Origin of the sequence: Rahnella sp. JUb53, from assembly GCF_004346065.1 — a bacterium.
Taxonomy (GTDB): domain Bacteria; phylum Pseudomonadota; class Gammaproteobacteria; order Enterobacterales; family Enterobacteriaceae; genus Rahnella; species Rahnella variigena.
The window spans coordinates 135,463-161,627 of sequence record NZ_SLYT01000011.1 but is presented as its reverse complement, the minus strand read 5'-3'; the positions used below and the strand labels follow the sequence as shown (position 1 = coordinate 161,627).

The 26,165-nt window shown below is 54.6% G+C and carries 14 protein-coding genes; 9 read left to right on the top strand and 5 right to left on the bottom strand.

Features of this window, described 5'->3' with window-relative positions:
* The first annotated feature begins 23 nt into the window (after positions 1-23).
* The 4 genes from EC840_RS21600 (at position 24) to EC840_RS21585 (ending at position 10,836) form a co-directional block, all read left to right on the top strand.
* Entirely contained in the window at positions 24-5,933 is a 5,910-nt protein-coding gene (locus tag EC840_RS21600; protein ID WP_243701110.1) for an Ig-like domain-containing protein, read from the top strand.
* A 105-nt stretch (positions 5,934-6,038) separates the two neighbouring features.
* Positions 6,039-8,225 carry a type I secretion system permease/ATPase gene (locus tag EC840_RS21595; RefSeq protein ID WP_240783269.1) on the top strand — a complete coding sequence of 729 codons (2,187 nt, stop codon included), beginning with the start codon at positions 6,039-6,041 and terminating at the stop codon, positions 8,223-8,225.
* A complete protein-coding gene (locus tag EC840_RS21590) occupies positions 8,225-9,400 on the top strand; it encodes an HlyD family type I secretion periplasmic adaptor subunit (protein ID WP_113877249.1) in 1,176 nt (391 codons plus the stop codon). The genes EC840_RS21595 and EC840_RS21590 overlap by 1 nt, the downstream gene beginning before the upstream one ends.
* A 437-nt stretch (positions 9,401-9,837) precedes the next feature.
* Complete coding sequence (locus EC840_RS21585) at positions 9,838-10,836, top strand: FKBP-type peptidyl-prolyl cis-trans isomerase N-terminal domain-containing protein (RefSeq protein ID WP_132967014.1); 999 nt, start codon at positions 9,838-9,840, stop codon at positions 10,834-10,836.
* Positions 10,837-10,897: 61 nt separating this feature from the next.
* Here the strand turns inward: EC840_RS21585 and EC840_RS21580 are convergent, their stop codons facing one another.
* Positions 10,898-12,598 (bottom strand): GNAT family N-acyltransferase, encoded by a 1,701-nt coding sequence (locus tag EC840_RS21580; protein ID WP_132967012.1) that lies wholly within the window; start codon positions 12,596-12,598, stop codon positions 10,898-10,900.
* Positions 12,599-12,795: 197 nt separating this feature from the next.
* Here EC840_RS21580 and EC840_RS21575 point away from each other — a divergent pair, with 197 nt between their 5' ends.
* Complete coding sequence (locus EC840_RS21575; RefSeq protein ID WP_132967010.1) at positions 12,796-14,022, top strand: MFS transporter; 1,227 nt, start codon at positions 12,796-12,798, stop codon at positions 14,020-14,022.
* Here the strand turns inward: EC840_RS21575 and EC840_RS21570 are convergent.
* From EC840_RS21570 to EC840_RS21560, 3 genes are all read right to left on the bottom strand, one after another.
* Entirely contained in the window at positions 14,019-14,528 is a 510-nt protein-coding gene (locus EC840_RS21570; RefSeq protein ID WP_132967008.1) for a GNAT family N-acetyltransferase, read from the bottom strand. The genes EC840_RS21575 and EC840_RS21570 overlap by 4 nt on opposite strands.
* Positions 14,529-14,961: 433 nt before the next feature.
* Positions 14,962-16,812, bottom strand: a complete 1,851-nt coding sequence (locus EC840_RS21565; protein WP_129637687.1) for a hypothetical protein — start codon at positions 16,810-16,812, stop codon at positions 14,962-14,964.
* A gap of 43 nt (positions 16,813-16,855) precedes the next feature.
* Positions 16,856-18,952, bottom strand: coding sequence for a hypothetical protein (locus EC840_RS21560; protein ID WP_132967006.1), 2,097 nt, complete (start codon positions 18,950-18,952; stop codon positions 16,856-16,858).
* A 238-nt stretch (positions 18,953-19,190) separates the two neighbouring features.
* Here EC840_RS21560 and EC840_RS21555 point away from each other — a divergent pair, with 238 nt between their 5' ends.
* Positions 19,191-19,886 carry a pirin family protein gene (locus EC840_RS21555; RefSeq protein WP_132967004.1) on the top strand — a complete coding sequence of 232 codons (696 nt, stop codon included), beginning with the start codon at positions 19,191-19,193 and terminating at the stop codon, positions 19,884-19,886.
* Between the two features lie 63 nt (positions 19,887-19,949).
* Here EC840_RS21555 and EC840_RS21550 read toward each other — a convergent pair whose 3' ends face one another.
* Positions 19,950-22,670 carry an autotransporter outer membrane beta-barrel domain-containing protein gene (locus EC840_RS21550; RefSeq protein ID WP_132967002.1) on the bottom strand — a complete coding sequence of 907 codons (2,721 nt, stop codon included), beginning with the start codon at positions 22,668-22,670 and terminating at the stop codon, positions 19,950-19,952.
* 398 nt (positions 22,671-23,068) lie between these two features.
* Here EC840_RS21550 and EC840_RS21545 point away from each other — a divergent pair, with 398 nt between their 5' ends.
* From EC840_RS21545 to EC840_RS21535, 3 genes are read left to right on the top strand one after another with little or no spacing between them, the layout of a single operon-like run.
* The gene (locus EC840_RS21545; RefSeq protein ID WP_112289202.1) at positions 23,069-23,392 is read left to right on the top strand and encodes a PTS sugar transporter subunit IIB; all 324 of its coding nucleotides are present in this window, start codon (positions 23,069-23,071) and stop codon (positions 23,390-23,392) included.
* Positions 23,389-24,717 carry a PTS sugar transporter subunit IIC gene (locus EC840_RS21540; protein ID WP_112289201.1) on the top strand — a complete coding sequence of 443 codons (1,329 nt, stop codon included), beginning with the start codon at positions 23,389-23,391 and terminating at the stop codon, positions 24,715-24,717. The genes EC840_RS21545 and EC840_RS21540 overlap by 4 nt, the downstream gene beginning before the upstream one ends.
* Positions 24,718-24,770: 53 nt before the next feature.
* On the top strand, positions 24,771-26,153 hold the full coding sequence (locus EC840_RS21535; protein WP_129637684.1) for a glycoside hydrolase family 1 protein: 1,383 nt from the start codon (positions 24,771-24,773) through the stop codon (positions 26,151-26,153).
* The last annotated feature ends 12 nt before the right edge of the window (positions 26,154-26,165 follow it).

Genomic DNA, 26,165 nt, shown 5'->3' with positions numbered 1-26,165 from the left:
CGCTGACCGACGGCACGTACTCTGTGAATGCCACGGTGAAAGACGTGGCGGGCAACAGCTCTTCTGTCAGCGGTTCGGTGCTGGTGGATATCACTGCGCCGGTCGTCAGCGTGAATACGGTGGCGGGCGACGACGTGATCAACGCGGCGGAACACTCGCAGGCACAGGTGATCAGCGGCGGCAGCACCGGCACCCAGCCGGGCAACCTGGTCACGCTGGTGATTGGCGGAGTCACTTATTCCACGGTGGTGGATGCCAGCGGTAACTGGAGTGTCGGCGTTCCGGCAAGTGTGATTAAGGGGCTGGCCTCCGGCGAGAACACGATTTCTGTCAGCATCACCGACAGTGCGGGGAACACCGGCAGCAGCGATCACCTGATCACCGTGAATGCCAGTGCGGTCAGCCTGAGCATCGACACGATTGCGCAGGACGACATTATCAACGCGGCGGAAAAGGGCACCAGCCTGACGATTTCCGGTGGCAGCGACATGCTGGCGACGGGTACTGAAGTGACTGTGGTGCTGAACGGGAAAAGTTATACCGCAGAAGTCGGCGCGAACGGCGCATGGACGCTGAGCGTTCCGTCAACCGATCTGGCGGCAATTGCGGACGGTAATTACACCGTGAGCGCCAGTGCCAGCGATGCGGCGGGCAATACGGCCAGCACGACGCACAACGTGGTGGTTGATGCTACCGCGCCTGCGCTGCTGATCAATCCGGTCACTGCCGATGGCATGCTGAATGCCGCCGAACTGGGCCAGCCGCTGACGCTCAGCGGTACGTCTACCGCGCAGTCGGGTCAGACGGTCAGCGTGACGCTCAACAATGAAACCTACACCACCACCGTGAATACCAACGGCACCTGGTCGGTGAATGTTCCGGCGGACGACGTGGCCGCCCTGAAAGACGGCACGCTGACGGTCACCGCCAGCACCACCGACGTGGCGGGGAATCCGGCATCTGCCAATACCTCAGTGATTGTCGATACGGTTGCGCCAACGCTGACCATCAGCACCATCGCCGGTGATGACATCATCAACACAACCGAGCAGCTGGCGGGTCAGACCATCAGCGGCACCACGTCGGCGGAAGCGGGACAGATTGTCACCGTGACCTTTAACAATCGCGAATACCACGCCACCGTCACTACCGGCGGCACGTGGAGCGTGAATGTGCCTGCGGCGGATTTCAACGGCGCGGCAGACGGCAGTTATACCGTCACTGCATCCGTGAAAGATGTGGCGGGTAATCCGGCGGCGACAGATTCTTCTGTCAGCCTCAGCGGTGCCGTACCTGAAATCACCATCAACACCTTCGCGCAGGACGATGTGGTCAGCGCGGCGGAACACAGTGGTCCGCTGGCCATTACCGGTACCTCAACCGCAGCGGCCGGTTCGACCGTGACCGTGACCCTGAACGGCGTGACGTACACCACGCAGGTGGCAAACGATCAGACCTGGACGCTGAACCTGAGCGCCAATGCCGTGAACGCGCTGGCGGATGGTGAGAATTACAGCATCACGGCATCGGTCACCAACAGCATCGGTAACAGCGGTTCGGCCAGCCACGACATTGCGGTCGATACCACCGCGCCATCGATGACCATCAGCATTGATTCGGTCAGCGATGACACCGGTCGCAGCACCAGCGATTTCGTGACCAGCGATAACACCATCACGCTCAAAGGCGCGTTGTCTGCGGCTCTGGGTAACAACGAGTCCGCGCAAATCAGCCTGGATGGCGGGGTGACCTGGACCACGCTGACCGTGACCGGAACCACCTGGAGCTACGCGCAGGGAAGCGCGCTGGCGGATGGCAGTTACACCTATAACGTGCGGGTGATTGACGCGGCGGGTAACGTCGGATCAACGGCGTCGCAGACGGTGGTGATTGACACCGTGGCACCGGACGCCAGCCAGACCATCAGTATCGATGCGATTTCGCAGGATACCGGCCTGAGCAGCAGCGACTTTATCACCAGCGACACCACCATCAACCTGCGCGGCACGCTCGGTGCGGCGCTGGGGGCGGATGAGTACGCACAAATCAGCCTCGACGGTGGCACGACCTGGAATGACGTCAGTATCAGCGGCCTGACCTGGACGTACATCGACGGGCGCACGCTGACCGACGGGGATTACAACTACCAGATGCGGGTGGTGGATCTGGCCGGTAACGTCGGCGCGACCGCCAGTCAGGTGGTCACGATTGATACTACCGCACCGGACAGCAGCAAAACGGTCAGCGTTGATGCCATCAGCACGGATACCGGTCTGAGCAGCACTGACTTCGTAACCAGTGACACCTCGCTGACCGTCACCGGTTCGCTTGGCGCAACGCTGGCTGCCGACGAAGTGGTGCAGGTGAGTGTCGACGGCGGTCTGACGTGGGCGAACGCGACGACGATCGGCACCGGCTGGACATTTACCGATGGCCGCACGCTGACTGACGGTGATTACACCTACAACGTCCGCGTGGTCGATGCGGCGGGTAACGTCGGTAACGTGACCTCGAAAGTGGTTACCGTCGATACCACTGCGCCGGACAGCAGCAAAACCGTGACCATCGACAGCATCACGACGGACACCGGTTCTTCTGCCAGCGATTTTGTCACCAGCGATACCTCGCTGACGGTCAAAGGGTCAATTGGCGCGGAACTGAGTCCGGGTGAAGTGGTGCAGATCAGCATCGATAACGGCGCAACCTGGACCACCGTGACGCTTCAGGGCAGCACCTGGACTTACGTTGATGGCCGCACGCTGACTGACGGGCAGACGCTGTATCAGGTTCGCGTGGTGGATCAGGCCGGGAACGTCGGTCAGACCGCGCAGCAGGTGGTGACGATTGACACCACCGCGCCGACGCAAATCATCACCATTGAAGCGATCAGCAATGATACCGGCGATTCCGCCAGTGACTTCATCACCAGCGACAATACGCTGACGATGACCGGTTCACTGAGCGCGGCACTCGCCACCGATGAAAGGGCGCAAATCAGCCTCGACGGCGGTAAAACCTGGTCTGACGTGGTGGTCAACGGTCTGGGCTGGAGCTATGACGCAACCGGCACCGTGCTGGCGGACGGCAATTACAACGTGCAGGTTCGGGTTATCGATCAGGCGGGCAACATCGGCACCATCGGCAGCCAGACCGTGGTTATTGACACGCTGAACCCTGAAGCCGTGGCGACCATCGTTCAGTATTCCGATGACGAAGGCGACCGCACGGGTTCGTTCGGTTCCGGCACGTACACCGATGAAACCGCACCGACGCTCAGCGGCACGCTGAGCAAGGCGCTGGCCGATGGCGAAGTGCTGAAAATCTACCGTAACGGCGTGTATGTTGGCGTCGCCACGGTGGTCGGTCTGGCGTGGACCTTCTCCGATTCAGCGCTGGCGGACGGCACGTATATCTATGTGGCGAAATCGCAGGATCTGGCGGGGAACACCACGTCGTCCACTGATTTCACCCTGACGGTAGATACGTCGATTCCGACCACGATTGCCACCGTGACGCCGGAATCTTCGCAGGATACGACGCCGATCATCAGCGGTACCTTGTCCGAAGCACTGGGCGAAGGGATGTATGTGCAGGTGGTGGTGAACGGCGTGACCTACACGTCGGAAACCGGCGGCGCCGTGGTGGTCGATCCGCTGAACAACACCTGGTATCTGCAGGTGCCGGGCGCGCTCGGACTGGCAAGTTATGACGTGACCGCGCAGGTCAGAAGCAGCGCAGGTAACGGTAACGATGCCGGCATCAGCACCAGCGCGATAGTGATTTATGCAGAAACGGCGGTGGACACCAGCTGGGCGACCACTGCGGGTGCCACATCGACCAATGCCATGGCTTTCAGCCTGAACAGCAGCGGTTTGTGGAACATTGTCACCGGTATTTCCGATTACACCAGTTCTGGCCTGAACAGTTATACCGGCACCACGCTGACCAACTCACGCGGCAATATCGTGGTGAGCTACACGCTGGCGGATACCGACCGTAACGGCACGTCAGACATTTATGCAACGGAAACCAACTACGGTGGCTATATTCAGGGCAAATGGACGGCGAACACGGACGGCACTTATACCTACGGGCAGCAGGCGATCGGCACGCTGATCTGGTACGGCGGCGTGATTGCTTACGACAAAACCGGTGATGGCTGGGTTGATCTGGCTTACGGCGATGCGGGCGGTGACTCCCGTACTTATCTGGTCAACAACAATGGCGTGGTGACCCCAGACGGCACCAACGGTGCGGCGGGCCTTGCCGGAGTTTCTTATCGTGAAATCTCCGGTGTGGATATCAATAACGACGGTACCGTGGATATCGTTCAGCACACCAACCGCAACGGCGTGTATGCCCTGACGGTGGTGAACAATAACGGGACCGGCACATTGTCGGAAACGCAGAGCATCGCCAACGTGTTTGTGCCTAATGCCGCGAACACCACCACGGCCGTGTCTATGACCTGGGCGGATTTCAACGGCGACGGCCTGATGGACTTGTATATTTCCTCCGGCCTGAATCCGAACGGAACGTACAACTATGGTGGCGCGATTTACTACAACAGCGGGCAGGGAACGTTGCTGACTACGCCAACGGCGGTGGAAACATCGACCACGAACGCAGCGTCAGCCGGTTATCTGTCAGCCGCTGTGGACTGGGACGGTGACGGTGATATGGACATCATCAAGTTCAGCACCTATGGCACCAACCAGAGCGCCACGTTGTATCTGAACGACGGCACCGGCAAAGGCTGGACAAACAGCGCCCTGGCGTCATCGCTGGTCAACGTAACGGGGATTGCGACCCTCGATTACGACTGGAACGGGACGCAGGATCTGCTGGTATCGCAGGCTAACGGCAAAGTGGTGTACATCGCTAACAACAGCACGATTGCTGACGGCACGGCGATCCACCTGCGCATTCTCGACGGCGAAGGGATGAACGTGTTCTACGGCAACACCGTGCAGCTTTATAACTCTGCCGGTGAACTGGTGGCCTCACAGATCATCAACGCCCAGTCAGGTATCGGTATTAACGATGCCTCGGCGCTGGTGAATTTCTACGGGCTGGATCCGAATGAAACCTATTCGGCAGTGCTGGTACGTAACATCAACGGCGTGTCATCCAATGCGACCTGGAATGACCTGACCGCAGGCGATGGCACCAGCAGCTACTCGTTAACCGCAGATGCGGCAACCGGCGGTAACAGCGGGACGATCACCGGTACCGGCTACAACGATACATTTATCGCGGAAAGCGGCACCTATGTGTACAACGGCTCCGGCGGCTGGAGCACCACGTCAGACCATGCGACATGGAGCGCCACCGGCGGTCAGGACATCGTCGATTTCCGCAATGCCACCAGCGGCGTCACGGTGGATCTGAGCAGCAGTAACGCGCAGAACACCGGGTTCAACACGTCAACCTTCAGGGATATCGAAGGGATTGCCGGATCGAACTATGACGATGTGTTCACCGGCAGTGCGGGCGATAACGTGTTCGAAGGGCGCGGCGGCAACGATACCTTCAACTTAGGCAACGGCGGGCACGACACGCTGCTGTACAAGTTGCTGGACAGCGCTGACGCCACCGGCGGTAACGGCTCGGATACCATCAACGGCTTTACGGTCGGCACATGGGAAGGCACGGCGAACTCAGACCGTCTGGATCTGAGCGAGCTGTTGCAGTCCGGCGGTTACACCGGCACGGGCTCGGCCAGCTACGTCAATGGCGTGGCGACGCTCGATGCCTCGGCGGGCAACATCACCGATTACCTGTCGGTGACCACAGAAGGCAACAATACCGTCATCAAGGTGGATATGGATGGCAGTGGTTCAGCGCAGTCGATGACGACCATCGCCACGCTGAATAACGTGCATACCGATCTGGCGACGTTGCTGGCGAACCATCAGCTGATTGTCGGTTAATCAGTCGCAGAGCGGAGCAGGGAATTACCCTGTTCCGCTTCTGCGGATGGCCTGTTCATGTTCCGGAATGAGCGTGAAGGAAGAATGAATTAGGGAAGAATGAAGATGAAAAAAGAGACCATGTTAGATAAAGGCTACACCGCCTGGCTGAAAGCCATGCTCGATATCGCGAAACACTACCGTCTGGATTATTCAGAAGAACACGTTAAAGCCACCATCGCGTGGGAAATGGGTTCACCGGCTGACGTCGTGCTTGATGAAATGGCCAAAAAACTCGGGCTGGGGCGCGTGACGCGTGATTTGCATCCGCGTGATCTGGATCCGGTCAGTGTGCCGTTTGTGGTCACGCTCGATAACGGCCGGCTGGGTGTGGTGACACATCTGGACGCCAGCGGCCAGTGCGCCGTGCAATTTACTGAAGATAACGGGCTGGAAACCACCCTCACGTCTGAACAACTTTCTGAGCGGGCGCAGAGCATCACGCTGCTGCGACCGCTGCATACCATTCCTGATGCGCGCGTTGATAACTACATCAAACCGTACAAGAAAAACTGGTTTTGGGATCTGGCACTGAAAGACTGGCGTCGTTACAGCGACATCATGCTGGCCTCGATGATTGCCAACGTGCTGGCGCTGGCGGGCATGCTGTTTTCCATGCAGGTGTATGACCGCGTGGTGCCGTCGCAATCTATCCCGACACTGTGGGTGTTATTTGCCGGTGTGATGCTGGCGATCACCTTTGAATTTGTGATGCGCATGGTGCGCGTCCATATTTCGGACGTAGTGGGTAAGCGCGCCGATTTGCGTATTTCCGACCGCGTTTTTGGCCGCGCACTGCGCATTAAAAACGGTGCCCGTTCCAAATCCACCGGCTCCTTTATTTCGCAAATCCGCGAGCTGGAATCGGTACGTGAACTGATCACCTCGACTACCATCAGCGTGATGGCCGACCTGCCGTTCTTCCTGCTGTTCACGGTGATTTTGTGGATGATTGGCGGTCCGCTGGTGTTTGTCGTGTTACTGGCGCTGCCGCTGTTGCTGATCCCCGGATTACTGATCCAGAAACCGCTGGCGAAACTGGCCAGTGAAGGGATGCGCGAATCGGCGGTGCGTAATGCCTCGCTGGTGGAAGCGGTGGAATCTCTGGAAGACATCAAACTCATGCGCGCCGAACAACGTTTTCAGAACCAGTGGAATCACTGCAATGAAGTGTCGGCGGATATCAGTATGCGTCAGCGTTTTCTGACCAGCATGCTGATGACCTGGACGCAGGAAGTGCAGTCCATCGTATACGCCGTGGTGCTGCTGGTCGGGTGTTATCTGGTGATGAGCGGCGATATGACTACCGGTGCGCTGGTGGGTACCACAATTCTGGCTTCTCGTACCATTGCGCCGCTGGCGCAGATTTCCGGCGTACTTTCCCGCTGGCAGCAGGCGAAAGTCGCGCGTAAAGGGCTGGATGAACTGATGCAGCGCCCGATTGATCAGGAAGACGGTCAGAAGATGGTCCACAAGGCGCAAATCACCGGCGACTACGCGCTGCATGACGCGGTGTTTTATTACGATGAGGAAGAGAAAGTCGCCAATCTGACCATTGCAAAACTGCACATCAAACCGGGTGAGAAAATCGCCGTGCTGGGCAAAAACGGTGCGGGCAAATCGACGCTGTTGCAGGTGCTGGCGGGTATGCAGCAGGTTCAGCAAGGGCAGGTGGTGCTCGATAACGTCAATATTAAACAGATTGATCCGGCGGATTTACGCCGTGACGTCGCGCTGCATAACCAGAATGCCAGCCTGTTCTTCGGGTCGGTGCGCGATAACATCACTATGGGACGCCCACAGGCCACTGACGAAGAAATTCATCAGGCGCTGGTCATCAGCGGTGCGCTGACGTTTGTGCAGCAAAAAGAGAACGGTCTGAATTTCCTCATTCATGAAGGCGGTGTCGGACTTTCCGGCGGTCAGCGTCAGGCACTGTTGCTGGCGCGTAATATCATCACCCAGCCGCAGGTTTTGTTGCTCGATGAACCGACCGCATGGCTGGATGAGATTTCTGAATGGAATCTGATCAATCAGCTCTCCGGCTGGGCAAAAGACAAAACGCTGGTCGTCGCCACGCACCGTCTGGCGCTGTTACAGCTGGTGGATCGCATCATCGTCATGGATAACGGACGGATTTCTCTCGACGGTAACAAAGACGAAATCCTCAACAAGCATTTCAGGCAAAAAGGACAGGCACCAGCAGCGGCGCAACAGCCCGTGAAACCGCCGGTTAAACAGGAGGCATCATGATGAACGGACGCACATCATTCCAGCGCCAGCAGGCGGAAAAAGCGCTGCCACGCTCCACCCTTCTGGTGTGGGCCTTATCGCTGATGCTGCTGTGTTTTTTCCTGTGGGCGAATTTCTACACCCTGGATGAAGTCACCACCGGCACCGGTAAAGTCATTCCTTCCTCTCACGAGCAGATCGTGCAGTCGCTGGAAGGCGGGATTGTTCACAGCATCGACGTGCAGGAAGGCGAAGTGGTGGAACGCGGGCAGCGTCTGGCGCAGCTCGACCGGACCAAAACCGAATCCGGCGTCCAGGAAAGCGTGGCGCGTTTACATGCCGCGCTGGCGACGGCGGCGCGTTTGACGGCGCAGATCAACAACACGCCGCTGGTGTTTCCGCAAGAGCTGGATGACGAGCCGGAGCTGGTGAAATCAGAAACCGAACTGTACAACTCCAGCCGCAACAGTCTGGAAAAGCAGTTAACTGGCCTGAAACAGGGCGTGACGCTGATCCGTCGTGAGCTGTCGATGACCGTGCCGCTGGTCAAACAGGGCGCGGCCAGTGACGTGGAAGTGCTGCGTCTGCAACGCCAGATTAATGAAATGGAAAGCAAGGCGACCGATCTAGAAACGCAGTATCACGTGCGCGCCGGTGAAGAGCTGGCAAAAGCCAACGCCGAGATTGAAGCGCAGCGCTCGGTGATTTTAGGGCGTAAAGACTCACTGAATCGTCTGGAATTCTTCTCGCCGGTCAAAGGGATTGTGAAGAATATCGACGTTAATACCGTCGGCGGCGTGATCCCGCCGAATGGCAAGCTGATGACGCTGGTTCCGATCGACGATCAGATGCTGGTGGAAGCGCAGATTTCCCCGCGGGATGTGGCCTTTATTCATCCGGGGCAAAAAGCCAAAGTGAAGATTACCGCCTATGACTATTCCATCTACGGCAGTTTCGACGGCGAAGTGACCACCATTTCTCCGGACACGATCCAGGATGAAGTGCGCCGTGATGTTTACTATTACCGGGTGAATATCAAAACCAGCGCCAATTATCTGGAAAACAAACACCACGAAAAGTTTTATATTTTCCCCGGCATGATCGCGACGGTGGATATCAAAACCGGCAACAAAAGCATTCTTGATTATCTGCTGAAGCCTCTCAACAAAATGAACGAAGCGCTCAGGGAGCGTTAATCTTCCTTCCCGCCCTCTGAAAAACTGCAGCCTGAGTGCTGCAGTTTTTTTTCATTACTGCGCCATTTCAGCTTCGGCAAGAAACATAAAAACGCGGTCGTCGTTTTACAAAATACTTTCAACGGGCGTAATTACATGGGTCATGATCTGCTGCTGAAAATGGCGATGGCCGACCATTATCGTGGAAAATTCGCAGAGCGGGAAAATTCCTATAAATAGAAATGAGATCCTGGCGGTTAATAATGTTTAACGAAGATAAATCAGTGTATTGGTTTACTTTTATATGAAAATTTACATATTAAAGACTTTATATTTTCAATGTTAAATATAGAATGCCGCCACGTAATTTTAAAAACATTCGATCCTGAAGATTATTGTATAACAAGTGTTATGCAATATTATCCGTTTTGTAAAACTTAACTCTTTCAAGGAACCTTATGTCTCTCTCCCGCAAAAAAGGAATTTACCTGTTCAGTGCCCTGATGATGTCAGGAATGACGCTATCTGCCAGCGCAACTGAACCGGCCGCGGCGCCAGTGACGCCATCAGCGACGGCACCGGTTGTGGCTCCTGCTCCGGCACCCGCCGTAGATCCAGAACCTGTTCCCGCACCTGCACCTGTTCCCGCACCAGAACAGACGCCTGAGCCAGTAGCCACCCAAGCACCGGCTGTTGAAGCGACGTTGCCAACCGCTCCGGCAGACATCACGCCTCCGGCACCGGAACCGGCAAAAAATATCATCCCGGAAGAGGTCACCGCCGAAAGCATTAACGCCGCCGGAATAGCCCCGGCACCGGCGCAGATGCCCGACAGTGAAGAGCAGAAACGCGCGTATGCCAGCGGTGTCATGCTGGCGCACTTTATCGAAGAGCAGCTCGCTAATCAGAAAAGCCTGCATATCACGCTGAATAAAAACATCCTGCTGGCGGGTATCGCCGATACGTTCGCCCATCAGGGGAAAATGACCGACGAAGATATCCGGGCGACCATGTCCGCGTTTGATGAGCAGGTTAAAGTGCTGACGCAGGCGCAAAACGAGAAGAAACAGGCGGAAGATAAGGCCTATGTCGATGCGTTTGCCAAACGCGAAGGCGTCAAAAAGACCAGGCAGGGTCTGCTGTATTTCATTGACAATAAAGGGGAAGGCGCTGCGCTGAAAGACACCGATACCGTACAGGTGAACTACCAGGGGGTACTGGTCGATGGCACCGTCGTGGATGCACCAAAGATCGATAATGCCAACGAAATTTTCCGCGTGGCGACTATGCCGCCGGTGCTGCGCGACAGTGTGAAACTGATCCGCAAAGGGGGGCAGATTACCGTGGTGATCCCACCGGCGACGCTGGAAAAAGCCAAAGACGCCAGGGGTGAATCGCCGCTGAATAACGTCGTGATTTACACCATTTCCGTGGTTGATGTGAATCAGTCGAAGTAAGATTTTCGTTCTTTAAGCAACGGGGTCAGCAGGCCCCGTTTCTGGTGTTCAGCCAGCTGAATCAGTGATGCACAGCAATATACCGTTCGTACTTTGCCGGTTTTAGCTGGCTGAGATCCACCAGCACCAGACCATCAATACAGTTGTTGAATTCGGGGTCGCTGCCGAAATCAATGAACTGCACGCCGCCGCTTTCACATAGTTCTGAATACTGCTTATACAGCGCCGGAATACTGCATCCGAGATTGGTCAGTAAGCGCTTCAGACGTAGCAAATCTTCCTGATAATCGTCGCCGCAAAACTGTGCCAGCACATCGGGCAGCGAAGCCGGATACGGGCGGCGCGAGGTCGCCAGCGGTAACGCCGGCGCAAAATACAGGCGATAAAACGCTACCAGCAAATCGCGGGCGGGCAGCGGCATTCCGCCGGAAATCGACACCGGACCAAACAGATAACGCGTCTGCGGATATTTCGCCAGATACGCGCCAATGCCCAGCCACAGGTAATCCAGCCCGCGTTTGCCCCAGTAAGCGGGCTGAATAAAGCTGCGTCCGAGTTCGATGCCCTGCGCCAGAATCGGGTCCATCTGATGGCCGTACTGGAACAGACTCTGGCTGTAGATCCCGTCCAGTCCTTTGCTGGCGACCTGATCGGCGGTCGGGATAAACCGGTAAGCGCCGACGATTTCCAGCGCCTGCGGATCCCATAACACCAGATGATAATAATCATCGTCGTAGCCATCGAGATCACGGCGGCGACCGCTGCCTTCACCGACAGCGCGGAACGCAATTTCCCGCAGACGCCCCAGCTCGCGCAGAACGGGGACGTAATCCTCGCCGTGACGACGATAGAGATAAATCATTTTGCCGTCCGGCGTTTTGCCCAGCACTTCACTGGCTTCCAGTGCATGTTTCAGTACGGCGCGATCTTCCGCACGGGCAATTGACGTTTCAGTGTGGAACAGCCCCGGTTTACCTGCGCCGAGGCGGTAAAGATGTTTACGAAAACGCGCCGCCAGATCGCCCGCCTGCATTTGTCCGTCGTGCCAGCTGGAGTACGGAATGCGTGAGCCAATTTTCAGCGTCAGGCTGTTGCCGCGCTGGCCGAACATTTCATGCACCAGCAATAGCGTACTGAGCGGGCGGTAAATCATCGACGTGAGATAAAACAGCGCGCTGTTGCTGCCGCTGATATGTACCGGCACCACCGGCGCACGGGCTTTGGCCGCCAGACGCAGAAAACCGGTGTGCCATTTGCCGTCGCGCACGCCTTTGGAACTCATGCGGGAGACTTCACCCGCCGGGAACACAATCAGCACGCCCTGATTCTCCAGGTGTTCCTGCATCTGTGTCACCTGATTGCGCCGCGTGCGGTTGCCCATATTGTCCACCGGGATCATCAAACTGCCCAGCGAGGACACCAGCGACAACAGCTGGTTCGCCACCACTTTGACATCCGGACGCACCGACGCCACCGCGTGCAGCAGCGCCAGACCGTCGAGCGTACCAATCGGATGGTTGGCGACAATCACCACCGGCCCGTAACTCGGGATTTGCTCGCGGTCACGTTCCGTCAGTTCACAGCGAATAGTAAAATGCTCCAGCACCTGCTCGGCCATATCAATCCCTTTCAGGTGCTGATACTGACTGGCAAAGCGGTGAAATTCTTTTTCGCGGAATAAGATTTTTAACAGACGGCGTTGCCAGGAAGGAGTTTTGTGCTGCGGGTCGAGATCCTGAAACAGGGTATCCATGCTGAACATAGGATGTCCTCCGGTTGAAGTCTCCCGACCATAATCAGGGCGCATGACAGTGATGTGTCACTTTGATGGCAGTACGGGAAAGCCTGAATAAAACAGCGGTTCAATTTGTTGCGAAAGTCATCAATTGCTAATAAAGTCAAAGACTCATTTACGGCTTCGCAACATGCCTGAACCTTCTTCGTGAGACACGAATTTCCATGCCTGAACCTGCTTCGCCCGACCTTACTGCGGTCAGCCCGTCCAAGACCACGCTGCGAATTCTCTCCATTCTGGTGTTCAACTTTGCCAACTATCTGACCATCGGCCTGCCGCTGGCGATTTTGCCGGGTTACGTCCACGAACATCTTGGTTACAGCGCGTTCTGGGCCGGGCTGGTGATCAGCCTGCAATATTTCGCCACGCTGCTGAGCCGTCCGTATGCCGGACGTTATGCCGATAAAATCGGGCCGAAGAGGGTGGTGATGTTCGGGCTGAGCGGTTGTCTGCTCAGCGGCGTGTTTTATCTGCTGGCGCTGGGATTTGATGCGTCACCGGCGGTCAGCCTGGCGTTGTTGTGCGCCGGACGGATATTACTGGGCGCAGGGCAAAGTTTTGCCGGAACCGGCTCGACGCTGTGGGGCATCAGCGTGGTAGGTTCGCTGCATATCGGCAAAGTGATTTCGTGGAGCGGCGTGGTGACGTATGGCGCGATGGCCATTGGCGCACCGCTCGGCGTGCTGATTTTTAGTCTCGGCGGCCTGACGCTGCTGTCGGCCTGCATCATTCTAGTGGCACTGGCGGCGTTAATCACCGCATGGCGCAAACCGCCGGTAACCGGCACGGCGTCCACGCAAATTCCGTTCCGTCAGGTGCTGGGCAAGATCATGCCGTACGGCATGATGCTGGCGCTGGCGTCCACCGGCTTTGGTGTGATCGCCACCTTCATCACCCTGTTTTATGCCGCCAAAGGCTGGTCGGGCGCGGCGTTCTCGCTGACCTTCTTCAGCGTGGCGTTTGTCGGCATGCGGCTGTTACTGCCCAACAGTATTACGCGTTTTGGCGGATTGCAGGTTGCGCTGGCCTGTTTTGTGGTGGAAATCGCCGGGCTGATGATGGTGTTTTTCGCCCCAACCGCGTGGGCTGCGATGGCCGGAGCGTTTATTACCGGCGTGGGATTCTCGCTGGTGTATCCGGCGCTGGGCGTGGTGGCGGTGAAGAAATTGCCGCAGGAAAATCAGGGCAGCGCGCTGGCGACCTATTCGGCGTTTCTGGATTTATCTCTGGGAATTACCGGCCCGCTGGCCGGTGTGCTGATGGCGCAGGCCGGGATTGATGCGATCTATCCCGGCTCGGCCTTGCTGGTATGTATCGCGATGGCGCTGGGTCTGCGGTTGCTGTTACGCCAGCCCTCGCCGGAAACCAGCGCCTCTGTCAGTACCGATTAAACCGCCTGCCGGAGGCCACGGATGCGGCCCATATGCAGCGTATCCACCAGCTCGCCGTCACGCATGGCGTAGCACGGGCTGAGGCCTTCAATGCTGAAACCGAACTTTTTGTACAGCCCGATAGCAGCCTCGTTATCGGCATACACCGTCAGCTCGACGCGGATCACGTGCAGCCATTTGTCGCATAACTCAAGGGCAGCTTGGATAAGCTTGCTGCCGACGCCTCGCCCCTGAAATTGCGTATCCACACCAATCCCGAACGTTGCCACATGGCGGCGTCGCCACGGCTGCTCGACCATTAAGGTCAGATTGCCGACCAGTTTGCCGTCGATGCACGCCACCAGCGCGAACCGGCCGGGCGCGGCGTTAGCAAGCCGGTCTTCCCATAGCGTGGAGGGCGGATAAGGAAGTTGTAGTGTGTCGCTGTAAACAGGAACCTGAGCGTATAGGTGCTGAAGCGCCTCTGCATCTGCGGCTTCAGCGTGACGAATGACTATTTCGCTCATGGCGACACTCCTCTTTTTGTGGTTACTGTTTGAATATCCTCTACATTTATCAGGAATAGGAAAACTGTCAATTGAATGTTTGGTGAAAAAAAATGCTTTACAAGTGCGAATGATAATGATTATTATTGCCATGCGTTCCGGGGATGGCCTCACACCAAGGTCAAACGGGTCCCCATGAATGCACGACATTGCTCACATTGCTTCCAGTATTACTTAGCCAGCCTTAAGCGCTGGCTTTTTTTTCTTCATATTTTGAGCTGTGGATGCGTTGGCTGCGCTCGCTCACCCCGGTCACATACTTGTGTATGTGACCGGGGATTCGCTTGCTGGCCGCCTGCCCACAACTCAAACTATTTCGAAAAAATTTCCTCTAAACCTTACTCATAATTCAAACTATTTCGAAAAACTCCTCAGTTCCTCAGGCTATTAGCCGTCAGGCAAGGATCATATTCTGCTGCCATATCACCCGATCTCCGGCGGGTGGTTGGGCGATGACGGTGCTGCCGGATAAGCGGTTATTGAGGAACATCAGTGAGCTGGCGGGTTGTGCAGTGACGTCGGTGAAATCGAACGTCGCCTGGGTCAGGGTTGAGGAAAGAATATCGATTTGCTTTGGCGCAGTGCCGGAGAGCGTGAAGCCGACCTGATTAAATTGCGAAGCCTGAACCGACAGGGTGGAAGATTTCAGGATCAGCGGCGCAGACTGTGTGGCGGCGTTAAACGTACAGCGCACAAAATTTACCGGTGCGGTGCTGTCGAATGCGTGTCCGCTGATGGCGTTGAACACCGTATCGGTAAAGGTGATCGCAGCCGTCACGTTGCTTTGCACCACCGGCGCACCGTCCTCCGGCAGGGAAAACTGGCACTGACGAATGACGTTCGGGCGCGCAGCGCGTTGCGAGGCCTGACTGATAATCAGCGGGCCATCGGCGGTGCAGCCGGCCATCTGCAAACCGTCGGCATTGACCCACAACATCCCGGACTGCGGGATAGTCTCGTTGGTGATCACCACCAGATCTTCCAGCGTCAGTTCACTCACGCCGGAGCGGGCGACAAACCACGGGCAGACGTGCTTACGCACATTGATACGTTTGGCGCTGCCTCCCCAGGTGACGCCGGAATTGGCAAAGGTCATCAGGCCGGAGTTGCCGGTATAAGTGAGATCGTGTTCGTACTGACCGTGGGTGACGAACGGGCCTTTTTCCGCGCTTTGTCCGCTGGCATGACAATTTTCGACCAGGCAATACGCCGACGCCGTGAAATCATTTAAATGCCGTGCATTTGCCACGCTGCAATCACTGACATGGCCGTACAGACAATAGATTTGCTGTGTCAGGTATCCGGCACCGCCAAAGGCCGTATTCGGCGGATTGGTGAGAGAGCATTGCTGCGTCAGATAATGGGTATTCCAGCGGCGCATCACCACCGGCCAGAAAGAACCCGTTGAGTGGATCCCCGCGACGTTGGCATATACCGCGTATTCAAACGCCACCGGATGGCTGCCGGTGATCTGGTCATCTCCCGCGCCGGAGAACTGCATATTTTTAACAGTAATGAATTCAACCGGCTCGACTTTTTGCCAGCTGATCACCCTGCCAGCCAGCAGTTCCCAGCCGTTGTAATAGCCAATCTGAATATGCGTGCTGTCAGGAATGGCAATGATTTCCACCAGCTTTTGCAGCTCGCGTTCCGCCGCGCCTTTCACCGGCGTAACCTGTACCGCGTACCAGTCGCCCACGCTGAACAGTGACGAATCCGCGACCGGGAAAATATCCGTCTGTTCCTGCAACGTTTCAGTCAGCGTGAAGGTGACAGGCGTGCCGGTGACAGTGCCCTGGAAAAACAGCACGGCGGCAAACGGGTCATTGACCGGTGCGCTGGCAATGCCGGTGGTGAAAACGCGGTTGTTCTGGAAATCCAGGGTGATGTCAGAACGTGTGAAATGATGGCGGCGCTGAAAGAGCAAATCCGTAAACGCCAGAATCTGGCTGATTTGCGGATCATTCACTAATGCATCCAGCGCATCGTCAGCAGGTTGATCAGCATTAAGAATGCCGAAATTGCGGAAATCGCCGACACCCTGATGGATAAGACGCCAGCGACCATTGGCCGAATGGTCAGAACTGATCACCGTACCGTTATTCGCGGGCAGAACGCAGTTTTTGTCCCAGTGATAATGACCGCCGCCGCCGTCACCGGCCTGAAAATAACCATTAACGAAGACATTATGATCCAGACGTATTTTATGATTCTTCAGCGCGGATACAGAATTGAACGTTTTCATGGAAGATTCCTAATGAGGCTCAGGGGTGAGCCACTTTATTTTGTTATACCTCCGTGTTTTCAACCACAATATGCGGCCCTGTACTGGCTGGCACAACAGAGGTGGTATTTATCAGGATGTTATTCTGTTCGATAAAATAAGAGGGGCGGGAGAATGCCTTATCTGAAAATAACCGCCTGCCGTGCGTGAATGTCACGTGATGTGCCTGATAATGATTAATACCGCTGGCGACCTCAATATGAAGCTGCTCGTCACCCGTCACTTCACTTTGCAATGGCCCTAACCGCCAGGTCACGGCATGGTCGCCGGTGCGCGAAAGTAAAGGCCGGGACATGTGATCGCCGGCCAGCGTGGAATCGCCATTAATCACGATTTTCTGCGGTCCCTCTGCGGTTAAAATAAGGGACACATTTTCAAGGCGGCAGGCGTTAAAGTTAATATCTTTATTTTTAATTAACAGCGAAACATCTTTATCCGTTCCTTTGAACTGGCAATGGGAAAAATAGACCAGCGAACGACCATTAATAGAATTTCGGGCTTCAGCCGCCGCATGAGAAATAATATACGGGTCGTCCGGAGCCAGATTACTGATCGTGGAATCATGACGCGGATCCAGCACAAATCCGCAGTTTTCAAACACGTTCATTTTGATACTGCGCCGGCTGTTTTGCAGTAACGTCAGCTCGCCGCTGACACTGCAGTTTTGCACCGTCAGGCCGTCACAGTTGAGGCGCAATATACCGAGATTATCCTGTTCCCCATTCCGGTAAATACAGACATCCGTTAAGGTCAGATCCGTGACATGCGTGTCTGCGGTCAGTATGGAACAGCGGTGTTGGTTGATGACAATCCGTGCTGCCGACTGACCCCAGGCTTTGCCGGAATTGGCCAGCGTAAGGATGCCGGGGTTGGCTGTGAAGTGCAGATCATGTTCATACTGGCCGTGTGTCACGAAAGCACCGGAGCTGTCACCGTTGCTGTGACAGTTCTTTACCACGCAGGAAGAGCTGGCGGTCAGATCGTTAAGATGTCGGGCATTAGACGTTGTACAGTCGCTAATCACGCCGTACTGACAGTAAATTTGTTGGGTCAGATACCCTGCGCCGCCCCAGGAAACCGAAGGCGGGTTGGTCAGCGAACATTGTTCTGTGCGAAAGAAGGTATTCCAGCGGCGGAAAATAACCGACCAGAAGGTGCCCTGCGCGTGAACGTTAATGACATCGCAATAAATGGCATATACCAGCGCGACGGGCTGGGAACTGTTATTAGCCAGCTGCCCCTCTTCGACATATTGCATATTCCGGATACAGACATTTTCCACCGGCGTGACTTTTCGCCAGTGCAGATGACTTTGTTCCTCCAGCACCCAGCCGCTTCTGTAATTAAGCCGGATATGTGTTTCATCAATCTGTTCTGTCACCTGCACCAGTCGTTGTATTTTGCGTTCCCAGTGGCCGGTCATCCTGTCAGATTCCAGGCAATACCACTGGCCGACAGGATATAAGTTGCTGTCGTCTACCGGATAGATTTCTGATAATAAAGGCAAAGGCTTCCTGAGAACGGATACCGTAGTTTGCTCTTCAGCCAGACCTGTGAAAGAAAAAATAGCGGCAAGGTAATTATTTTTGGGGTCAGCCAGTATTTCCAGCCCCGACGCGGTCACTGTGTGGTTATTAAAATCAAGGGTGATATTCGAGCGATTAAAGCGGTGGCGTGATATGAAGTTCAGCGAGGTATGGGCTTCAATCCGGTGAATAAGCGGATCACTGACCATCGCATTCAGTGCCGCATCTGCCGCGTTCTGTCCGTTAAATATGCCGAACTGACGAAAGTCCATGACGCCGTTATGTAATTGCAGCCAGCGGCCTTTAGCAGATTTAAGCGAAGAAATGACGGTGCCCTGATTGGCTGTTTTCTCGCTACCGGCATCCCAGTAAACCAGTTTTGGCGCGCCATCCCCGGCAAAGTGATATCCCAACACCACGGCGCAGGTGCGGTCTGCCGGCGCAGAGAGTTGCCTTAACGCCATAATGTTGCTGGCGCTAATTATATTATCCGAATTAATTTCAACGGATTTAAATAATCCGGCAGAGACCACTCCGCCAGTTATTCCCGCGATCAACTCGCGGCGGTTAATCATGATGATTTCCGGAAAACAGACGTCACAGGGATTTTCCTGAATATATTCAATATTTGAGTATTGTACGGATGCGTCATTAAGCAACTTTCGGAAGAACAATTTGACTTAATTTTCTTCAAATCCTTTGGAATGCGTCGCCGGCATTTGTTCATATTTTTTGAACAGAGGAGTGAAGTTTTTACGCTTTCTTATTCTCAGCCGTTGACTAGACTAGAGAAAACATTGAGGAGAGTTGAACATGATTTACTTACGCAAAGCACAAGAACGCGGTCACGCAAGTCACGGCTGGCTGGAAAGTTGGCATACCTTCTCTTTTGCCGATTATTACGATGCGAACTTTATGGGATTCTCCGCGCTGCGGGTAATCAATGAAGATTTCATCGATGCGGGGCAGGGTTTTGGTAAGCATCCGCATAAAGACATGGAAATTCTGACCTACGTGCTCGACGGCACCGTGGAACATCAGGACAGCATGGGCAATAAAGAACAAATCCAGGCCGGTGAGTTTCAGATTATGAGCGCCGGTACCGGTGTGACGCATTCCGAATACAACGGTAACAGCGACCGTAAACTGCACCTGTATCAGATCTGGATTGTTCCAAATCAGAAAGGGCTGGAACCGCGTTATGAACAACGCATGTTCGATGCGCCGCAGGGTCGCCAGCTGGTGCTTTCTCCGGATGCCCGTGAAGGTTCGCTGAAAGTGTTCCAGGATATGGAATTGTCCCGCTGGGCGCTGAAAAAAGACGAACAGTCTGTTTATCAGATTCAGGCTGAACGCCGCGTGTGGATCCAGGTGGTGAAAGGCACGGTTTCCGTTAACGGCCAGAAAGCCGGGGCGAGCGATGCGCTGGCGATCTGGGATGAAACGGCGCTGTCGGTTCACGCAGACGAAGACAGTGAAATCCTGCTGTTTGACCTGCCGCCGGTCTGATAACAGGCAAGTCAAAAGCGTAAGGCGATGCAATGGCATCGCCTTTTTTGCGTCCTGAATTCTCTATTTAAAGCTGACGTTAATACCGATATTGCCCTGATAACCTTCCTGTTTACCGTCAAAACCCCGCAGATAATTGGCACTGGCATAAAAGGCGGCATTTTTGCTCAGCGTCGCAGTGATCCCACCGCCCGCTTTCCAGGTACTTTGCGTGAAGTCAGGCGAAATACGGGTACTGGCGATAGTGACAGCGGGGGCATCGGTGAATGTCGATACGGCATCAAGGTTCAGGTACGGCGTAATGTTCGGCTGATCCACCTGCGGCAGATGGGAAAGTCGCACACCGGCCCGTGCCTGCACGCTGCTGTCAGTGGTTTTTTCCACCGAGGCTATCCCGTCACTGAATCCTTTCATGTGCAGATACTGATAGATCACCTGCGTCTGAGGTTCGAGTCTCCAGCTTTGGGTTATCGCCAACGGGATGCCGCCTTCGGCTGAAAACGCCACGCCGTAGCCGTCCTGTTTAGCCTGCGTTTCACTCTGGAATTCGGTGTGGTAATCGGTGACTTGCCCGACGAAATCCAGATACGCGCCGCTGCCGGTCTTCACGGTGTAATAACCGCCAATGCCGTAAGCATCGGTAGACACATCTCCGGTATCGGTGGATTCACCCACCAGCCCGCGGGCGCTGTCCGAGCTGTTGGTTTTCTGATCCCCCAGCGAAATCATTACCCCGGCATGCACATTATTCCCGCGCGGTGTCTCATCCTGATACAAATCCTTGCCGATCTGGATATAACGAATGTCGCTGTCAAAACTGAAACGACCCACATCATAATTATCATGCGCCCCGCCGATGCGGGCCCATGTGCCATCCTGAGCGCGTTTGACGCTGTCGCCGGTACGTTCGTGATAAGACCCCATTGAGCTAAAGCCGTACTGCCGGTTAAGGAAGGGCGCGGCAATGTAACCCACGACATCCGTCCGGTAGGCGATCACCGGTTTAGGTATCGGTGTCGGTGTCGGTGTCGGTTGCGGTGTAGGTTCTGGTGCCGGATCAGGATCAGGCACCGGTTCCGGCGGCGGCACCGGCTCCAGATAAGTGCGCAGATACCAGTCTTTTGGCGACGTACTGCCGCCTTTATAGAGATAATAATCGTATGCCCCGGCACTGACTTTTCTCAGCAATTTCAGTGACGATGTGTCATCGCCATCCACCTGCACCAGACGGATCCCGTCGCCTGTTGTCAGCGCACCGCTGCCCCCGACATTGCGCACCAGTACGCCAAATTGTCCGCTGGCGTTACCCTGAACATGCAGTAAATCGGTGGGAGAATTATCGCTGCCCAGTTGCGTGTTGAAATTCAGCGAACCGTTGCCGGAAAGCGTGCTGGTGGTAAGTGTGTGGAAGGCTCCCTGCTGCGGTTGAGTGAAGTTCAGCAGACTGTTATCCATCGATAAATTACCGAGGACGGAATCGCCAGTCAGATTCCACACCGACTGGTTATTCAGCGTCAGTGAGGAGAGATCTTGCACCGCGCCGGTCAGCACGGAGTCATCCAGCGTGACATCGGTTTTCGCCGTCGTCGCATTGATAATATTGCCGATAATCTGGCTTTTACCGCTGACATTCACCGTGCTGGCACCGTTATCGGCAAAGGTCATCGCTGCGTTAATCCCTAAAATGCGGGCCGCGTTGCCGATGATCACTTGCGAGTTACCGTTGTAAATCTTACTGATCCCGACATTACCGCTGTTGATGGTCGAATTATCAATGCGAAGTTTTTGCACCTGATCGGCGGTCATAGGGTCGGCTTGCAGTGAAAGACCAACCGAGGCACTGCCTGGCGTGGAGATCTGCAGCCCGTCAGTCAGAGTCAGGTCGCTGGGGCCAATGAATATTATGCCGTCAGTTACGTTCGCCAGTGCGGTGATAGACCCACCGCTTATCTGCGCCACACTGCCGTTTTCCAGCATCATGCCGGTCCCATATTGTCCGGCGGTTTTGATATCGACATTCTTCATTTGTAAATTACCGAACGACAGTATTACTGCGTTGCTCTGATCACTTTCTGTTGTGATGGTTCCGCCATCGTAAGTGACATTCGAAAAGCGATCGGCGGATCCGTCAATATTTATTCCGTGACGAACCTGAGAGAAAAGTAAAGTATTAATCAATGTGGCATCGGCATTGCTGATAGCGATTGCTGAACTGCTGGGCATTCCACTCAGGTGATTCACGGTTAATCCGGTGGCATTCAGCGTTGCACCCGTATTGACTTCAACGGCATTATCCGCATTATTGGAATTAATAGTGGTGTTGAGCATATTTGCCGTGGCATTATCATTTATCACCACGGCGGCACTGTTGGAGTTTATCGTTGCTTCATTAATATTTAATACGCTGTTTTCATCCTGAACTGTGATGGCATGCGAAATACCGGTCAGGGTGCTGTTGTGATTAATAACAGAATCTTTTCCGATATTAATAATACCGCCGTTTTGTGCAGTAAGGGAGGAGCCAAGCTGGCTACCCGTGGCGTTAAACTGGTTAGCCAGTAAAGTCAGTTCTGCGCCATTATTTACCAGTATGCCATATTTTATCAAAGGGTTATCAGCAACAATGTTTTCGTTATCCTTCGTGGATAAGGTCAGCTTTTGATTGTTCGTGAGTAACAGCGGCAAGGTGTAATTTGCCGCGCTGGCGCTCATGACGGCAATATTGGGCAGACAACATGCCAGCAGAATAAAACGGGTTATTTGACTGTATTTAAACGCCGGCATCGGGCATTCCTCAAAAAAACAGGGGGTGAATGCCGGACAATGTATTCATTAATCTTCAATGGATAAAATCATTCAATATCAATTTTTAACTGAACACAGGGAATGATATTAATCGGATTTAGTTTTTATTTATGGCAACGTAAAATATTTTATTGATACGTCATCTCATGCTGCGGTGATAATTGTTATTCGTTTTCCCCGTAGCCACACTTTTTTCCTGCGCGAATGACATTTGCTCAAAATGTGAAACATTTCACATCGCCGGACAATCTCCGTGAAATTTTATGAACAGGCTCGCACATTTCTGCGGAAACCGTGGAAACCGGTTTCCATAACGCCTCAAATACCTTCAGCAAGCAGAAACGGGCAGAACATAAATCATCTGGGAGTGAAGCAAAATGAAAAGAATCATGCTTTGTTGTTCGGCGGGGATGTCGACCAGTTTGTTAGTGCGCAAAATGAAAGAAGTGGCGGCAGAGCGCGGCGAAGAAGTGCAGATCGACGCGTTCGGTGCCAGCGAATTTGACGAAAAATTCCGCGACTATCAGGTCGTGCTGCTCGGGCCGCAGGTGCGTTACATGCAGGCTGATTTATCCAAAAGAGCCGCAGAATTTAATATTCCGGTCGAAACCATCAACATGATGGATTACGGCATGCAGCGCGGCGACAACGTGCTCGACTTCGCTTACGGCCTGATCGCACAGGAAGGAAGCCGCGTATGAGTGGCCTTTATCAGGCGATGGTTAACGTCATCGAAAAACACATCACGCCACTGGCGGGGAGCGTCGGTCAGCAGCGGCATGTGATCGCCATTCGTGACGGGTTTATCGCGGCGTTGCCTTTCATGATTATCGGCTCATTCATGCTGGTGTTTATCTTCCCGCCTTTCTCGCCGGACACCACCTGGGGTTTCGCGCGCGGCTGGCTGGATTTGTCGCTGAAATACCGCGAGCAGCTGATGCTGCCCTGGTATCTGAGCATGGGCGTGATGACATTTTTCATCTCGGTGGGCATCGGCGCAAGTCTCGGTAAACACTATAAACTCGACCCGATCATGACCGGCTTGCTGGCGTTTATGGCGTTCCTGCTGGTGGCGGCGCCGTATCATGACAAACAAATCTCGACGCAGTATTTCTCCGGCGAAGGTATCTTCACTGCGATCCTGACGGCGATTTATGCCGCTGAAGTGTATGCGCTGCTCAAACGCCGCAACATTACTATCCGTCTGCCGAAAGAAGTGCCAACCGGCGTGGCGCGTTCGTTTGAAATTCTCATTCCGGTGGTGGTGATCGTCGCTACGCTGCATCCGCTGAATCTGTTTATTCAGTCCACCACTGGCATGATTATTCCTGAAGCCATAATGCATTTGCTGGCACCGCTGGTGTCCGCCTCGGATTCCCTGCCTGCGATTTTGATTTCGGTGTTTATCTGTCAGGTGCTGTGGTTTGCAGGCATTCACGGTGCGCTGATTGTGACCGGCATCATGAACCCGTTCTGGATGACCAATCTGGCGCTGAACCAGACGGCGTTACAGAACGGCGAGCCGCTGCCACATATCTATCTGCAAGGATTCTGGGATCACTATCTGCTGATTGGCGGCGTCGGCTCGACCCTGCCGCTGGCGATCCTGCTGCTGTGCAGCAAGGCCGTGCATCTGCGCACCATTGGTAAAATGGGCGTGGTGCCGAGCTTCTTCAACATCAACGAACCGATCCTGTTCGGTACGCCGATTATCATGAATCCGGTGTTCTTCCTGCCGTTCACACTGGTGCCGATGCTGAACGCAATTTTTGCGTATACCGCCACCAAACTGGGCTGGGTCGCGCAAGTGGTCTCGCTCACACCCTGGACAACGCCTGCGCCCATTGGTGCGTCATGGGCCGCAAACTGGGCATTCAGTCCGGTAATTATGTGCCTGTTCTGTATGGTGTTATCAGCCGTAATGTACTACCCGTTCCTGAAAGCCTATGAACGTACGTTGCTGAAACAGGAAGCGGAAAAAGCCACGGCACAAACGGCGGGCAATGCCGTGCCGGCAAGCAGCTAAACAGTCAAATAATTCAGTTAAAAACGTAAAGCTAACGGACAGCGAGGATGACAATGAAATACGCATTTCCAAAAGAATTCTGGTGGGGCAGTGCCAGTTCAGCGCCGCAGACGGAAGGTGAAACCCTGAGCCACGGCAAAAGCGCGACGGTGTGGGATCACTGGTATTCACAGCAGCCGACGCGTTTTCATAACGACGTGGGTCCGCAGGATACCTCGACGTTTTATAAAAACTGGCGCGAAGACATCGCGTTGCTGAAACAGCTGAACCACAACACGTTTCGCACGTCGATTTCCTGGGCGCGTTTGATCCCCAACGGACGCGGCGAAGTGAATCAGGAAGCGGTCACGTTTTATAATCAGGTGATCGACGAAATGCTGGCGCAGGGCGTACAGCCGTTTATCAATCTGTTCCACTTTGATATGCCGATGGCGATGCAGGAAATCGGCGGCTGGGAAAACCGCGACGTCGTGCAGGCTTACGCCAACTATGCCGATACCTGTTTTGAATTATTCGGCGACCGTGTGAAGCACTGGTTCACCTTCAACGAACCGGTGGTGCCGGTGGAAGGCGGCTATCTGTATGACTTCCATTACCCGAACGTGGTGGATTTCAAACGTGCCGCCACGGTGGCGTATCACACCATGCTGGCGCATTCTCTGGCGGTGAAAGCCTATCGTGCCCGCAACACCGGTGGTGAAATCGGTATCATCCTCAACCTCACGCCATCGTATCCGCGCTCGCAAAATCCGGCAGATCTGAAAGCCGCCAATATTGCGGATCTGATGTTTAACCGCAGTTTCCTCGATCCGGCGCTGCGCGGTGAATATCCGCAGGAACTGGTGGAATTGCTGAAAAAACACGATCAGCTTCCGGCCTGTCAGCAGGGCGATAAAGAACTGCTGCAACAGGGCGTGGTAGATTTACTCGGCATCAACTATTACCAGCCGCGCCGTATTCAGTGCCGCGACAGTATGGTCAATCCGGAAAGTCCGTTTATGCCGGAATGGTTTTTCGATAACTACGTGATGCCGGGACGTAAAATGAACCCGCACCGTGGCTGGGAAATCTACGAGCAGGGCATTTACGACATCCTCACCAATCTGCGTGAAAACTACGGCAATCCGCGCTGTTTCATTTCTGAAAACGGCATGGGCGTGGAGCATGAACTGCGCTTCGAAAAGGATGGCCGGATTGACGATGATTACCGCATTGAGTTTGTCAGCGGGCATCTGAAATGGCTGCACCGGGCGTTGCAGGAAGGCAGCGGCTGTCTCGGCTACCATATGTGGACATTTATTGACTGCTGGTCATGGATGAATGCCTATAAAAACCGGTATGGTTTCATCCAGCTGGATCTGGAAACCCAAAAACGCACAGTGAAGAAAAGCGGCGAATGGTTCGCTGCGGTGTCTAAAAACAACGGCTTCGATTAACACAAGGAAAGA

Excerpts from the sequence above, each read along its gene's own strand:
- EC840_RS21595 (WP_240783269.1), top strand. The coding sequence starts at position 6,039 with ATGAAAAAAGAGACCATGTTAGATAAAGGCTACACCGCCTGGCTGAAA.
- EC840_RS21590 (WP_113877249.1), top strand. The coding sequence starts at position 8,225 with ATGAACGGACGCACATCATTCCAGCGCCAGCAGGCGGAAAAAGCGCTG.
- EC840_RS21585 (WP_132967014.1), top strand. The coding sequence starts at position 9,838 with ATGTCTCTCTCCCGCAAAAAAGGAATTTACCTGTTCAGTGCCCTGATG.
- EC840_RS21580 (WP_132967012.1), bottom strand. The coding sequence starts at position 12,598 with ATGTTCAGCATGGATACCCTGTTTCAGGATCTCGACCCGCAGCACAAA.
- EC840_RS21575 (WP_132967010.1), top strand. The coding sequence starts at position 12,796 with ATGCCTGAACCTGCTTCGCCCGACCTTACTGCGGTCAGCCCGTCCAAG.
- EC840_RS21570 (WP_132967008.1), bottom strand. The coding sequence starts at position 14,528 with ATGAGCGAAATAGTCATTCGTCACGCTGAAGCCGCAGATGCAGAGGCG.
- EC840_RS21565 (WP_129637687.1), bottom strand. The coding sequence starts at position 16,812 with ATGAAAACGTTCAATTCTGTATCCGCGCTGAAGAATCATAAAATACGT.
- EC840_RS21560 (WP_132967006.1), bottom strand. The coding sequence starts at position 18,952 with ATGATTAACCGCCGCGAGTTGATCGCGGGAATAACTGGCGGAGTGGTC.
- EC840_RS21555 (WP_132967004.1), top strand. The coding sequence starts at position 19,191 with ATGATTTACTTACGCAAAGCACAAGAACGCGGTCACGCAAGTCACGGC.
- EC840_RS21550 (WP_132967002.1), bottom strand. The coding sequence starts at position 22,670 with ATGCCGGCGTTTAAATACAGTCAAATAACCCGTTTTATTCTGCTGGCA.
- EC840_RS21545 (WP_112289202.1), top strand. The coding sequence starts at position 23,069 with ATGAAAAGAATCATGCTTTGTTGTTCGGCGGGGATGTCGACCAGTTTG.
- EC840_RS21540 (WP_112289201.1), top strand. The coding sequence starts at position 23,389 with ATGAGTGGCCTTTATCAGGCGATGGTTAACGTCATCGAAAAACACATC.
- EC840_RS21535 (WP_129637684.1), top strand. The coding sequence starts at position 24,771 with ATGAAATACGCATTTCCAAAAGAATTCTGGTGGGGCAGTGCCAGTTCA.